The 15,261-nt window shown below is 38.9% G+C and carries 11 protein-coding genes; all 11 read right to left on the bottom strand.

Annotation, left to right across the window (positions count from 1 at the left end):
* Nucleotides 1-4: 4 nt before the first annotated feature.
* The 11 genes from carB to BK581_RS02575 all read right to left on the bottom strand — a co-directional run bounded on the left by carB (nt 5) and on the right by BK581_RS02575 (nt 15,224).
* Nucleotides 5-3,253, bottom strand: a complete 3,249-nt coding sequence (gene carB, locus BK581_RS02625) for a carbamoyl-phosphate synthase (glutamine-hydrolyzing) large subunit (protein ID WP_078576698.1) — start codon at nt 3,251-3,253, stop codon at nt 5-7.
* Nucleotides 3,240-4,328, bottom strand: a complete 1,089-nt coding sequence (locus BK581_RS02620; RefSeq protein WP_078576697.1) for a carbamoyl phosphate synthase small subunit — start codon at nt 4,326-4,328, stop codon at nt 3,240-3,242. The genes carB and BK581_RS02620 overlap by 14 nt, the downstream gene beginning before the upstream one ends.
* A complete protein-coding gene (locus BK581_RS02615; RefSeq protein WP_078576696.1) occupies nt 4,325-5,524 on the bottom strand; it encodes an acetylornithine transaminase in 1,200 nt (399 codons plus the stop codon). The genes BK581_RS02620 and BK581_RS02615 overlap by 4 nt, the downstream gene beginning before the upstream one ends.
* Nucleotides 5,517-6,317: an acetylglutamate kinase gene (gene argB, locus BK581_RS02610; RefSeq protein ID WP_078576695.1), complete on the bottom strand. Its 801-nt coding sequence runs from the start codon at nt 6,315-6,317 to the stop codon at nt 5,517-5,519. The genes BK581_RS02615 and argB overlap by 8 nt, the downstream gene beginning before the upstream one ends.
* A gap of 10 nt (nt 6,318-6,327) precedes the next feature.
* Nucleotides 6,328-7,554, bottom strand: a complete 1,227-nt coding sequence (argJ, locus tag BK581_RS02605; RefSeq protein ID WP_407690344.1) for a bifunctional glutamate N-acetyltransferase/amino-acid acetyltransferase ArgJ — start codon at nt 7,552-7,554, stop codon at nt 6,328-6,330.
* 21 nt (nt 7,555-7,575) lie between these two features.
* The gene (gene argC, locus BK581_RS02600; protein WP_078576693.1) at nt 7,576-8,610 is read right to left on the bottom strand and encodes an N-acetyl-gamma-glutamyl-phosphate reductase; all 1,035 of its coding nucleotides are present in this window, start codon (nt 8,608-8,610) and stop codon (nt 7,576-7,578) included.
* Between the two features lie 270 nt (nt 8,611-8,880).
* The gene (gene cls, locus BK581_RS02595; RefSeq protein WP_078576692.1) at nt 8,881-10,329 is read right to left on the bottom strand and encodes a cardiolipin synthase; all 1,449 of its coding nucleotides are present in this window, start codon (nt 10,327-10,329) and stop codon (nt 8,881-8,883) included.
* 88 nt (nt 10,330-10,417) lie between these two features.
* Entirely contained in the window at nt 10,418-11,374 is a 957-nt protein-coding gene (locus BK581_RS02590; protein ID WP_078579828.1) for a ring-cleaving dioxygenase, read from the bottom strand.
* 91 nt (nt 11,375-11,465) lie between these two features.
* The gene (gene msrA / locus BK581_RS02585; RefSeq protein WP_078576691.1) at nt 11,466-11,993 is read right to left on the bottom strand and encodes a peptide-methionine (S)-S-oxide reductase MsrA; all 528 of its coding nucleotides are present in this window, start codon (nt 11,991-11,993) and stop codon (nt 11,466-11,468) included.
* A 196-nt stretch (nt 11,994-12,189) separates the two neighbouring features.
* Nucleotides 12,190-12,612 (bottom strand): organic hydroperoxide resistance protein, encoded by a 423-nt coding sequence (locus BK581_RS02580; protein WP_078576690.1) that lies wholly within the window; start codon nt 12,610-12,612, stop codon nt 12,190-12,192.
* A gap of 140 nt (nt 12,613-12,752) precedes the next feature.
* Entirely contained in the window at nt 12,753-15,224 is a 2,472-nt protein-coding gene (locus tag BK581_RS02575; RefSeq protein ID WP_078576689.1) for a YhgE/Pip family protein, read from the bottom strand.
* Nucleotides 15,225-15,261 lie beyond the last annotated feature (37 nt).

The raw sequence follows: 15,261 nt of genomic DNA, 5'->3' as shown, positions 1-15,261 counted from the left end.
GTCATTATACCTTCACCTCTGTTTTGGTAGGTTGTGGATGTACAAGCTCTTGTAAGGCTCTAACTTCTTCGGACATCGTACCTTCAGACATCCAGCTAATAATAGATGCTAGTGTCTCAATACTTGTAAAATACGGTGTTTGATATTTAACAGATAATTCTCTAATATAAAAGCCGATTTTTTCTTTTTCACGCCCCTGGTTAGGAATGTTTAACACGACGTGTGGTGCAGACTCTTTCCAATGTGCCAAAAGCTGTGCTTTATTTTTCATCATGGCAGTCGTCTTAATTCCTTTACTCTTTAAAAATTGAGCAGTTCCTTGGGTAGCTGTTATATTTATCCCCATATCATTTAATCGTTTAATAATTGGCAAGCTCAGTGTTTTCATACGATCGGATACAGACACGAAGGCTTGTAGTGGCTCGTCGTGATTACTTTCCTGTGAAAAATCAGTAAATGATGCGACCTTTTTTAACGCTTCATTCTTTGATAGCCCTAACCCGATAATTTCGCCCGTAGACTTCATTTCAGGTCCCAATACATGGTCTACCCCTTTTAACTTACTAGCAGAAAACACAGGTGCTTTCACCGTATAATAAGCAGGTTCTTGCAATAAACCAATTTCGTCAGTAATTTCAGTCAAGTTAAAGCCTAATTGTGCTCTTACAGCCCACTCTACCATTGGTACGCCTGTTACTTTACTCATAATCGGTACCGTTCGCGATGACCTTGGATTAACTTCAAGAACATAAATCGTGTCATCGTGAATCACGTATTGAATATTCATAATTCCCACTACAGGAGCGGCTGAAGCAATCTTCTCAGCAATTCGCACAATGCCTTGTTTATGAGTGTCAGTTAATGTAACAGGTGGAAAAACAGTCATACTATCCCCAGAATGAACGCCTGCCTTTTCTAAATGTTCAAAAATGCCTGGTACGATAACTGTGTTTCCATCTGATATGACGTCCGCTTCGCATTCAAGACCCGGTATATACTGATCAATTAACAATGGCCAGCATCGATCATTTGTTTCCTCTTGAATACGACTCGCATACTGAGCTAACTCTTTCTCGTTATAACAGATAAACATTGATTGACCACCTATCACATATGATGGACGGATCAAGACAGGATACCCTAAGGACTCTGCTGACGTTAGCAGTTCTCCTGGGGCATGGGCGATATTACCAGCGATATGAGGAATATTTAGTTTGTTCAAAACGTGATAGAAAGCTTCTCTGTCTTCTAGTTCATCAATATGTTCAGGCTTCGTTCCAAAAATATGAACGCCTGCTTCTTTTAAACCATCTGCTAAATTAATAGCCGTCTGACCACCAAACTGAATTAAAACACCCTCAACATTTTCTTTCTCTACGACTGCCAACACATCTTCTAAAGCCAGTGGTTCGAAATAAAGGCGGTCTGCTACTGAGTAATCCGTACTAACAGTTTCTGGATTGTTATTCATGACAATCGCTTCATAACCGATTTTTTTGAGAGCTAGTGCAGCATGGACCGAGCAATAGTCAAACTCCACGCCTTGACCAATACGAATGGGGCCTGAACCAAGTACTAATATTTTTTTGTTAGCCGATGATACAGGAACCTCATCACTCCCATGCCATGTTGAATAATAATACGGGGTCACAGCATCGAATTCTCCAGCGCACGTATCAACTAGCTTATACGCAGGCTTAATATTTAATCGTTTATATTCATTCCTAAGACTCGTTAAGTCGGTCCCTATCAGTTTTGCGATCCTTTCATCACTAATATTCATACGCTTTGCTTGTAACAACACCTCTTGATTCACTTTTGGCCACGGCCAATCTTTTAATTCATTTTCACAAAGTAAAATACGTTCTATTTTACGTAAAAACCAAAAATCTATCTCCGTCAATGCTATAAGATGATCAATGGACCACCCACGATTAAAGGCTTCACCGATAGCAAATAAACGTAAATCGTTTGGATTCTTGAGCAACGAAGTTAATGCCTCGTCTGATTTTTTCGCCATTGACGGCCATGCCAGGCTATGAACATTCATTTCAAGGGAACGAATCGCTTTGTTTAAAGCCCCCTCAAACGTCCGGTCAATTGCCATTACTTCTCCTGTTGCTTTCATTTGTGTGCCTAGCGTTCTGTCAGCTTCTGAAAACTTATCAAAAGGAAAACGAGGTAATTTAACAACCACGTAATCCAAAGCAGGCTCAAAGGATGCATAAGTATTACCTGTAATTGGATTTTTAAGTTCATCGAGAGAATAACCTATTGCACACTTCGCAGCCATTCGAGCGATAGGATAACCGGTTGCTTTAGAAGCTAAAGCAGACGAACGACTGACTCGTGGATTCACTTCAATAATGGCGTATTCATTAGACTCAGGATTTAGCGCAAATTGAATATTGCAACCACCAACAACATCTAAAGCTCTAATGACTTTTAACGAAGCTGATCGAAGCATTTGATATTGCACATCTGATAACGTTTGTGAAGGTGCTACGACGATAGAGTCACCTGTATGAACGCCAACTGCGTCCATATTTTCCATGTTACAGACGATAATACATGTATCATTAGCATCTCGCATCACTTCATATTCAAGCTCTTTCCAGCCTTTAATACTTTTCTCAACAAGTACTTGATGAATAGGACTTTGTTTCAAACCTTGATATAAAATATTGCGGAATTCTTCCTCATCATAAGCAAAGCCACCACCGCCACCGCCGAGGGTGTATGCTGGTCGCAAAATAACCGGAAAACCAATCTCCTTAATGAACGCCAGTCCTTCTTCCATTGTTTCAACGATATGAGAGTCAGGAACAGGTTCACCAATATCCTTCATAAGCTGACGGAAAAGTTCTCTATCCTCACCTTTCTGGATAGACGCTACCGACGTTCCGAGAATCTTTACCTCATGTTTATCAAGTATACCTTGTTCAAAGAGTTGCACTGTTAAATTTAAGCCTGTTTGGCCACCAAGGCTACCGATTATCCCGTCAGGTTTTTCTTTCACGATAATTTTCTCGATCGTTTCGACGGTTAGTGGCTCCATATATACTTTATCTGCGATGGCATCATCAGTCATGATCGTTGCCGGGTTATTGTTAACGAGTACGACCTCAATATTCTCCTCTTTTAATGCTAAACATGCCTGTGTACCAGCGTAATCAAACTCAGCTGCCTGTCCTATCACTATAGGTCCTGATCCGATGACAAGCACTTTCGTTAATCCATCAGACTTCCACATACGACTTCCCTCCTGAAGTTACCACTTGTTTAATAAATTCACTAAAGATGTATTCTGTATCACTAGGTCCTGGATGTGCTTCAGGATGAAATTGGACAGATTGGATAGGTAATGTGTGATGCTTCATGCCTTCTAACGAACCATCATTCACATTTCTGAAAAGGATTTGAAATTCATGACTATCAATGCTCGCTTCTTCCACCTCGTAGCCGTGATTTTGTGACGTCATTTTTACTTTTCCTGTCAATACGTCTTTGACAGGATGATTGGCTCCACGATGACCAAACGGCATTTTGGACGTTTTCCCTCCATAAGCAAGTGCAATCAGCTGATGACCTAAGCAAATCCCGAGTGTTGGATATTTTTTAGTCAATGATTTTATTTTTGGAAAATAATCTTTCATTTCCATTGGATCACCAGGTCCGTTACTTATAAGGATCCCATCAGGCTGTAAGCTGTTTATTTGTTCAAGAGGTGTATCGTAAGGCACTACTGTCACTTGACACTTTTCGTTAAGTAGTGCATTTAATATGGATTTTTTATAGCCAAAATCTAACAGCACGACGTGTGGCCCATCGTTGTCATATTTGATCACGTCTTTAACCGCCACATGTTTAACTAACTGTCCGTCAGCTTCTATCCCCCACGAATGGCGTTGACTATGATGATCAACACTTTTAACGAGTTTGCCTCGTACAGTATGGTGTTTTCTTATAGTAGCTACAAGAGATCTTGTATCAACATTTTTAAGACCTGGAATGCCTATACCTTCTAGTTGTTCAGATAATGTTGCTGTGGCTTGGTAGTGACTTGGCTCTTCGCATAAGTCGTTTATAATCACTGCTGACACGGATACCCGAAAGCTTTCATCATCCTCATCGTTCACACCATAATTACCGATAATCGGATAGCAAAATGTCAATATTTGTCCTGCATAGGATGGATCAGTCATCATTTCTTGGTAACCAGTCATACTCGTGTTAAAAACGACTTCTCCTGCCATTTCGTGTTTAGATCCAATCCAATCACCTTCAAATGTTTCTCCTGTTTCAAGGATGAGATAGCCTTTACTCATGATGCATCCTCCTGATCTGTCAAAATGTTTTTTAATGCAGTTACAAACACGTTTATTTCTACTTCCGTTGTGTTAAGTGGCGGAAGAATTCTTAAAACCTTCGGGCCCGCTATAAGACATAGTATATTTTTATCGCGCAATTTTTTAACGAGGGGTGAAACCTCGTGAGAAAATTGAATACCTATAAGGAAACCTAGACCGCGGACTTCCTCTATTTGATCTATACTTTTTTTCATTTTTTCAAGTTCCTTAAATAGGATCGAGCTTAATTGCACGACATTGGCTAAGATATGATCCGTTGTCAACGTATTAAGTGTGGCAATGCCAGCTGTCATCGCTAAAGGATTACCTCCAAACGTACTTCCGTGAGTGCCCGGCTGGAAAGATTGGGAGACATGTTGTTTTGCAAGCATCGCTCCAACAGGAATCCCTGAGCCAAGCCCTTTAGCAAGCGTGATAATATCAGGCTCAATGTCATAGTGCTCATATGCGAACATGGCCCCTGTTCGTCCCATGCCAGTCTGAATTTCATCGATAATAACGAGGACATTATGTTGTTTACATTTTGAGACGAGTGTTTGTACCCATTCTTTATTAGCTTGGCGTACACCACCTTCTCCTTGAATAAGTTCCAAAATCACGGCTATTGTCGTATCATAATCGATCCCCTCTATCGCTTCTTGGTCATTAAATTCACAATAATGAAAACCGGGCGTCAAGGGAGCGAAGCCTTGATGAATTTTGGATTGTGCAGTAGCTGCCATCGTCGTACCTGTTCTTCCATGGAAAGAAGAAGTAAACGAAACGATTTGATTTTTATGTGTCAGCTGGTGATCATGTGCATATTTTTTAGCTAATTTTATCGCCGCTTCATTTGCTTCAGCACCACTATTACAAAAGAACGCTTGATCAAAACAACTAACAGCCGTCAACTTTTCTGCTAACTGTGTTTGTTGCGGGATATGATAAAGATTTGAGCTGTGCCAAAGCTGGTCTACTTGCTCATGTAATGCTAGTTGAACTGAGTCCGGACAATGACCTAAATTACACGTAGCGATTCCTGAGGTATAATCAAGATATTTTTCACCAACATCGTCCCACATGTAACTTCCTTTGCCCTTTGTAACTGTAATGGGAAAACGACTATATGTAGACATGACTGCTGATAGTTTTTTCATTGACGTTGTATCAGGCATGATAAACCTCCTTCTCTCTGATGATTTGTGTACCTGCCGATTGGCCCTTTACGTAACGGAGTAATTCTTCCGGCTCATAGCCATTTAATATAACAGGATTATGAACTCCTTCGTTTAATGCATTTATAGCAGCCGTCACTTTCGGTATCATTCCGCCATATATAACCCCTTCATCAATAAGAGAATGTATTTGACGTTCCGTTAATTTATCATGAATAATCTGTTGTGATTTTTTTGTTTGCATGACGCCAGGTATGTCGCTGATAAAAGCAAGATTTCCTTTGAAAGTCTTTGCAACTGCTGCTGCTGCCATATCGGCATTAATGTTATATTTTTGCCCTTTGTCATCAATACCGATTGGAGAAAGAACTGGAATACCGCCTTCGTTCATAATCACGTTTAACCAAGCGGTATTGACCTTATCTACTTTACCGACGAACCCAAGCTTTCCATCGTTGTGTATTGGGGAGGCCTTAAGTATTTGTCCGTCCACGCCACTAATACCAATGCCTGGTACACCTGCTGATAGTAATTTTCCAACGATCACTTTATTGATGCTTCCGCTTAGGATTGTTTCAGCCACTTGCAGAACCTCTGGTGTCGTGACCCTTAAGCCATCAACAAATTGGGTATCAACCTGCCATTTATCTAAAGCTTCATTAATTTCCGGTCCACCACCGTGAACGATAATCGGCTGCCACCCGGCTTCTTTTAAAGCTATGAAAGTACGATAAAATGAATCAGGTAACCTTTGAATGATACTACCGCCAATTTTACAGATTAAGTGTTTCATCGCTCTCTCCTTACGTTCGATACGAGGCATTTATTTTGACGTAGTCATACGTAAGATCACAACCCCACGCAGCACACGATTCTTTTCCATCATTCAAATTAATTGTGATGTGGACATCATCATTCGATAAGTAGGCTTTTGCTTCTTCTTCACTAAAAAGTAACGGTAAGCCGCCTTTAACAACGTGAATATCGCCTAATGCAACATCCACTTTATCTGGATGAACTGGCTGGTTGCTGTAACCTACAGCACATACTACTCTCCCCCAGTTTGGGTCTGCCCCATAAACAGCGGACTTAACAAGATTAGATGAAATAACAGCCTTACCGACGTGTCTAGCTGTTTCAATCGTAGGCGCTCCTTTAACATTAACCTGTATGAGCTTAGTAGCGCCTTCCCCATCTCTTGCAATTTGTTTAGCCAATTCTTGACTTACAAATTGCAAAGCTTCTACGAACAAACGCCATTGTGGGTGGTTTTCTTCTAAAGGATGATTGTTTTGTAAGCCATTTGCCAGTACTAGTACCGTATCATTTGTACTGCTATCGCCGTCCACAGTAATCATATTAAACGTATGATCTGTTACGATGCGGAGCGCTTTCTGCAAACTTTCGGCCTCAACGTTCGCATCTGTCGTTATATAAGCGAGCATCGTGGCCATATTAGGGTGAATCATCCCAGACCCTTTTGCCGCCCCACCGATCGTAATCTCTTTCCCATCAATCTTTAATTTAATAGCAATTTTCTTTGTGACGGTATCTGTTGTTAAGATTGCCTGCTCAAAGCGATCACTTGACATGTTATCCTTGTGGGTCATAGCCTCCACTCCCGCTTCGATTTTTTCCATTGGGAGTGTGACGCCAATTAAGCCTGTGGAAGCGACAGCCACATGGTGTTCATTGACTCGCATCTTTTCAGAAACCCATTTACGTGTTTGAAGAGCATCTTCCATGCCTTGTTCTCCTGTACAGGCATTGGCAATACCTGAATTAACAACAATTGTTTGCAAAGCGTGATCGACACTAAGACTTTGCTGCGTTACTTTCAGTGGTGGTGCTTGAAAAGCATTCACTGTATAGACACCTGCTGCTGTTGCGGGAACATCAGAATGAAGCCAACCAAAATCGAGCTTAGCTTTCCTAATGCCTGTGTGGACACCTCCTGCAGAAAAACCTTTCGGACTTGTTACATTGCCATTCTCAATTATGTCAATATGGTGCTTCTTAGTTTTCACCAACATGTTATTTTCTCCTTTCGCTTATGGAAACATAGGGATCAGCTGTAATCCTTCCTCTACATTCCAGCCATTCATTATATTTGCATTTTGGATCGCTTGACCTGCTGCCCCTTTAACGAGATTATCAATTGCAGAAGCAATCGTAAGCTGTCCAGTCCGTTCATTTATATGGACGCCGATATCACAAAAGTTACTCCCCGCGACTTCTTTTGTGGCTGGAAAATGATCTTGCGGCCTGACTCTTACAAAAGGGTGATTTTGATAAAAATTTGAATACAGTTCATGAATATATGAGGGCTCAACACTACTTTTTAAATGTGTATATATCGTACACATTAGCCCACGTGTCATTGGGATTAAATGAGTTGTCATATTAATATAGGCTTGTTGATCAGCTTCTCTCGTTAAATATTGTTCAATTTCAGGGATATGTTGATGTTTGCCTACCTTATAAGGTTTTACATTTTCATTAGTTTCTGAAAAATGTGTCATCGCAGATTGTTTACGCCCCGCCCCCGAGACACCCGTTTTCCCGTCAATAACAATAGATGACAAATCAATTAAGTCGTGATGAACAGCTGGCATCAAACCTAGTAAGCTAGCTGTAGGAAAACATCCAGGATTAGAACAAATACGAGCAGTCGATAGTTTCTCACTGTAAATCTCACTTAACCCATATACAGCTTCATCTAATAGGCTTTTTGGTGCTCCCTCTTGTCCATACCACATTTTGTATGTCTCTGGAGAATCTAACCTCAAATCACCGGACAAATCTATGCATTGCACAGATTGTAAATGAGGGATGTATTGTTTACTAACACCAGGTGGCGTAGCAAAAAACACAATATCTACTTCTTGATCCAGTGCATGAATATTTAACTCTTCCATAGGGGTCGGTACAAAGGATTTGAGATGTGGATATGTTTCTTCTAATCTTTGTCCTTCCTGAGAATGAGAAATTATTTTTGTAATCTGGAGTTTTGAATGACCTTGAAGAAGCCTTATGAGCTCTATGGCTCCGTACCCGGTCCCTCCAACAATAGCAACCTGTTTCAAAGCAATCAGCGTCCTTTCCGAACTATGGTGAATTAATTAATTATTATACTCACTCATACATATATATGCAACATTTTTATGTAGATAAATTAATTTTTATACGATATTTTATTAATTGTGCTTATAAATACTGTTATAGAGGCTTCGTAATATGTATAAAAGAGATGTATTTAATAAAACGAACCTACAATCAAAACATTTTAGAAAAGAATACAAAAAAGACTACCGAGATAGCCCCTCAGCAGTCTAAAGAATAGTATTACTATTTGATTATAAAATCGGTGACAGCAGTCGCGAAATAGACTCTTTGAAGCGAATCCAACGCGGACGTTTTTGATAAAGTTCTTCAGTTAATCGTGTTGAATTTTGCATGTCCTGTTCAAACGATTGTGCGATCATTTCAGCTGTTTGCTGATCATATATAAACGCATTTACTTCAAAATTCAGTTTAAAACTTCTCATATCTATATTAGCAGTTCCAACAGAGCACATTTTGCGGTCGATAACGAGAGCTTTAGCATGAATAAACCCATTCTCGTAAATATAAACGCTTGCCCCTGACCTCAGTAACTTCCCAATATGAGAAAGTGTCGCCCAATAAATAAATGGGTGATCAGGTTTATTAGGAATCATGATCCTCACATCTTTACCAGAGAGGGAAGCTACCGTTAAAGCATCCAGTAGACTTTGATCTGGAATAAAATACGGTGTTTGAATATAGATGGATTCATTTGCATCCATGATCATTTTCATGTAGCCATTTTTAATTTGTTCCCATTCTGAATCTGGTCCACTGGAGACGATTTGTATAGTTGCATTTCCACCATTTTTCTTCATGGGAAAGTAACGTGTCTCATAATTAATCGTAAAGTGTTTTGAAGCTTGATTCCAATCTAAAATGAAGCGAGTCTGCATCGGATCAACTGCATTCCCAGATATTCTCAAATGAGTATCGCGCCAATAACCGAATTTTTTCTTCTTACCTAGATATTCATTTCCTACATTAAAACCACCAACATAACCAATTTGACCATCTATTATCGTTATTTTACGATGGTTTCGATAGTTTAAACGGATATTTATTAAAGGGAATTTTGAAGGGAAGAAAACCCCTACTTCACCGCCTGCTTTTATTAATGAGTTAAAGTTTTTTAATCGTAGTTTTCGCGAACCAAGTTCATCGTATAAAACTCTAACTTTAACCCCTTCTTCTGCTTTTTTAGTCAGTTCTTCTATTAATTTCTTTCCAAGATCATCATATCTAAAAATATAATATTGAATATGAATATGATCCTTCGCTTGTTGAATATCGCGAAATAGTTGATCAAATTTTTCCTGACCGTCCGTAAAAATGGAGATTTCATTATCTTTCGTTAAAATAGCATCGTTGTTTATAAGATGCATATAAATAAGGTCACGATAAGGATCAACATTTTCGTCGTGGAATGAAAAAGCGGGATTTCTAATTTGCGCTATTTGTTTAGAGATGATATCAGTAATCCCAACTTTACGAATCCCTTCCCAATCAAATAATCGTCGTCTCGTCAAATTCTGCCCTAGAAATAAATAAACGACGAATCCAATAAATGGGATAAAAAAGAGAATCATCAACCATGCCCATGTGGTAGAAGCATCTTTACGTTCGATAAATATTATAATGCTCGCGAATAAAATGTTAAAAATGAATAAAAACATGAGAAGAAGCGATAAAATATCCATAACTCCCCCCTTAAAAGAAGTACTATATTCGTAATCTATCTCATTTTCATACAAGCGTTTATCTCTTCCTTATACAAGTTGATAGAATTTAAAGTGGTTTTATTGTTGATTCAATTTCTTCTCTTTTGTTTTCAAGATAAGGTGGTAAGGCTAAGGATTGACCAAGGTTTTCCAATGTCTCATCAGTTTCAAATCCCGGGCCGTCTGTAGCAAGCTCAAAAAGAATCCCATTGCTTTCTCTAAAATACAATGATTTGAAATAATATCGTTCTACAAAGCCCGAGTTCGTCATCCCGAGAGAACTAATATAGTCTACCCATTTATGTAACTCCTCCTCAGATTCTACACGGAAAGCAACGTGATGCACACTACCACGACCGGGACGTTCTCTAGGGGCATTATGGCTAGCTTTCACATGCACTTCAGCGCCCGTTCCCCCTTCACCAGTAGCAAAAACAGTTATTTTTTTATCAACATTATTTTCATAGGTCCCTACCTCTCTAAACCCCATCACCTCTGTTAAAACACGGTGTGTTTTTTCTGGCCGAGGCACTGTTAGTTCTACTGGGCCTAATCCAATAACTCCCTGATGTACGGGTACTGGACTATCAGGCCATGGCTCGCCACCTGCCACACCCTCGTTAGTTTCATCGGAAACAAATTGAAGACGCTGGCCTTCAAAATCACGAAACTTTAGTACTTTCCGATTGAAGACTTCTTGTACATTATCGTGTGAAACACCGTATTTAGCTAGTCGTTTTAGCCAATAATTTAAAGCTTCATCATTCGCAACTCTTAGTGATGTTTCGCTAATACTTTGAGTTCCTGGGTAAGTTCTCCCGGCGTTCGGTATTTCAAAAAATGTTAGATCTGTTCCTGGATTCCCATGTTTATCTGCATAAAATAAATGATACATGCTTGTGTCATCTTGATTGACTGTCTTCTTTACGAGCCTCATCCCGATAATTTCAGTATAAAAACGAAGATTTTCTTTTGCATTAGCTGTAATGGCTGAAATATGGTGGATACCTTTCAAAGGTTTCATGATATATCTTCCTTTCATTAAATGATTAGCTTCACCATTTAAGGCGTCATAAAACATATAGATGAGACATTTTTTATTTTCATCCTTTTTTCTACGTCCAGTTGGTCTCTATAAATGCTTTACGACCTGATTCTTCTTGTTCTTGCTTATATTTCACAGGATTTTTTTTATAAAATGTTTGATGTTCTTCTTCCGCTTCATAAAAAGGAGCCGCTTGTAAGATTTTTGTCACGATTGGCTTTGAAAAGCGACCACTTTCCACAACTTCAAGCCGCGATTTCTCAGCTTGCTTTTTTTGTGCTTCCGTATGATAAAAAATAGCTGTTCTATATTGGGGGCCACGATCAAAAAATTGGCCGTCTGCATCAGTGGGATCAATTTGAGGCCAATATAGTGAAAGCAATTTTTCGTACGGAAAAAGTTGGGGATCAAATGTGATCTCTACTGCTTCATAATGCCCTGTTTCACCCGTTTTTACTTGTTCATACGAAGGGTTCACGATATCACCACCGGTATACCCAGATGTAACTTTGATGATCCCCGGCTGTTCATCAAAAGGTTTTACCATGCACCAAAAGCATCCTCCTGCGAATGTGGCTTTCTCATATGTTCTTGTCATTGTTAACAACTCCTTTTATATCGGACGACAATATGTTCATGATGGTTTTCTTATGTACTTTCAGCTCTTTTAGACCAAACTTTCATATTCATTATTAATTATACTTGTTTTCCCATCCTTTTCATATCAAAGACGATTATTTAAACACAATGAAAGAATCCGGATAAGAAATGCGATCCGGATTCTTTATAAACAATTAATTTGTTTTTACAACGAGCTCGACGTCCACATTCCCTCTAGTTGCTTTTGAATACGGGCAAAAATCGTGAGCCTTATGAACGAGTTCTTCAGCTTCACTTTGCGAAACACCGCTAATTTCCGCATGAAGGGTAACACCTAATTTGAATCCATTATCTTCTGTATCTTTTAAAAGGCTAACTTCACTTGTTATGGTAGACGTAATATCTTTTTTCTGTTTAGATGCCATCAGATTAAGAGCCCCATCAAAGCAAGCAGCATAACCAGCTGCAAATAATTGTTCAGGATTCGATGCGTCTGATGGTATATCCTTCCCTTTAGGCATTGATAAATTTACATCAATGATCCCGTTATCTGATTTTACATGGCCTTCTCTCCCGCCAGAAGCCGTTGCCTTAGTTGTTAAAATGGTATCCGCCATTTTGTTCCCTCCTTGTTAAAGTGTTAAAAGTTTTGTCCTTTATTATGTTCACTATTGAGACAGATTTTAAACATTCAAATACTATGATTAAACATTCATAATTATTATAACTCTTGGGCTACATCCCTTGATTCTAAATTTTACGATGCTTTATCCTCTATGGACAGTGTGTTATATAATGAATAGTTTCGTTTGAAAAAATAAAAAGTTACACTAAGCAATACAACAGGTACTATCAATAAAAAAAGGACACTTGACCACAGCAGCTGTGGCGAATTCATGAATATCATAGAGCGAAACCCTAGAACACTATACGTCATTGGTAGCCACCCATGTAACGTTTGCAATGGAGAGGCTAGAAGTTCTACAGGAAATGTTCCTGCTGAACCGCCTAATTGAAGAATAAGCAAGATAATCGCTATGAAACGCCCTGGATTATCTAACAAACTTACAAGACCAAATATGAGAGTGATAAACACAAAGCTTGTAAAGTACGTAAAAAAGACAAAGCCTGGTATGTTCTGGACATCAAGCCCAATACCTAACAACAAAAAAAGAACGATAAGTGATGACTGAATAAAGCCAATGCTGTAAATAACACTTAACTTCCCTGTAAACCAAGCGCTACTAGTCGTGTGAACCCCTAACGGTTCTCTAAATGGATAAATGATCGATAATGTCAGTGCTCCCACATAAAGGCCAATTGACAGAAAATAAGGTGTTAAACCTTCACCATAAGAGTAACTCGTATTATTATCATTTGCTACTGTTTCTACAGGCGAAGATACCATTAATTCATGAGCGTGAGTCGGGTTAATGCCATGGATCACTGAAGCAAGTTGATGGATACCTTCTAAGAGATCTCCTGATCCTTCTTTAAGTTCATACGTGCCGTCAGTGAGTTTAAGAGCTCCTTCCAAGGCTGATTCGATCCCCTCATGCAGTTCTCCTGAACCCTCGTATAACGCTGACATACCATCATCTAGCTCTCTGACACCTTGAAATAGGTCATCAAGCTTTCCGACAGCTGTTTTGTACTCGTCTGACACGCCTATCAATTTTGTTTCCGCATTATTCAATGCCTCATAGATATCGTCTTCAAATTTTTCTACTAGTTGAGGATCGATAGCTTCTGGGACAGTTTCTTGAAAATGATCAATCATCTCTTGAAAATCCGTCATTGCTTCATTTAGCAAGTCCAAATCTTCTTTGATTCCTTGTTCAATCTCATCAGATGTCGCAAGCGATGTTTCGAGTATGTCGATATAATCCACGATGTCAAGGGAGGCTGTGGCAAGATTAGTTTCAACTGTCTCTCCATAGTCTGGCAAGTTAGCTTGAAACGTTTCTAAATATTCAGTGAGTTCTTGTTGAGATGTTGATTGATCTTCCATAAGATCTTCCGTCTCGTTTACCCATCTTACTAATGACTCGTTTTCTTCCCAATTTTCATCTAGATTATCGAGCATATGCGGTAAAGAAGCTAGTTGATTTTCCAGCTCACCTTCCCCTTCAAAAGTTGATAACTCATTTAGAACACCATTAATTTGCTCATCAACATCATCTATATTTAATTCTTCTAATGACGTTTGCTCATCGAGTTTAGCTGCTAATTGTTCTAATTCTTCCAACAATGATTCTGTACCCTGATTTAATTCTATAACCATATCGGAAACTACTTTAATATTTTTTTCAACACTTTGAGAATAGTTGTTTAACTTCTCTAACGACAGATGGGTCTCATATAAAATGGTGTTTATGTCATTTAAGACTTTCGTCGCTTCTTTGAAATCTTTTGAATCCATCGTCCTTTTAGCTTGTTGTACTAAAGATAATAATTGAGTATGTCCTTGGATCGCTTGTTCATACTCTTCAGATGACGTAATCGTTTCACGTGCATCCATTAAGCTCGAATATAAATATGACGTTCCATTTTGAGCCTCTAACAATCCTGCCGTTAATAGCTCGGCTCCATTATCTAGTTCTTGCAACCCATCAGATAAGGAGGACATATTAGTATAAACATTTTCATTACCTCTAGCTACTTTTTCTGCCCCTTCTTCTATATCAAGCATCACATGAACAAAATCGCTAAACGTATCATTTCCTACTTCAGCATACGCAAGCGTGAGTGCTTCTGATAGACTCGTTTCCATATTAGTAAGGGCCGTTTTAGCAATTTGGGATGATACATAATTGTACTCGGCGTTCACTTCATAATATAGCGTCGCTTTAATCGGTTTGTCCTCTATAATGGACGTCACATTCTCAGAGAAATCTTCAGGAATTTCTACATAAAAGTAATACTCTAACTCTTCCATTCCAGCCCTTGCAGTTTCTTCATCCGTAAAGTTAAATTTAAGAGTCTCAGTTCTCTTTAATTCTTCAACAAAATCATTACCAGCGTAAATCATCTCTCCATTAATCTCTGCTCCTTGATCTTTATTCACGACAGCCACTGGAAGCTCTTCAATGTGACCATATGGATCCCAAAATGACCATATTAAGACACCTCCATAAAGTAAAGGCATAAGGCATATACCTATTAGTGCGATAAGTAATTTTTTATTTTTAAATATACCATTAAATTCTGTCTTTAATCCGTCCATCATGTCACCTCTCCAAATTTTGACCAATATTTAAATCCGG

The sequence above is a fragment of the Salipaludibacillus agaradhaerens genome (genome assembly GCF_002019735.1).
Classification (GTDB): domain Bacteria; phylum Bacillota; class Bacilli; order Bacillales; family Salisediminibacteriaceae; genus Salipaludibacillus; species Salipaludibacillus agaradhaerens.
The sequence above is the reverse complement of the archived record's forward strand: the minus strand, read 5'-3'. Positions and strand labels throughout refer to the sequence as shown.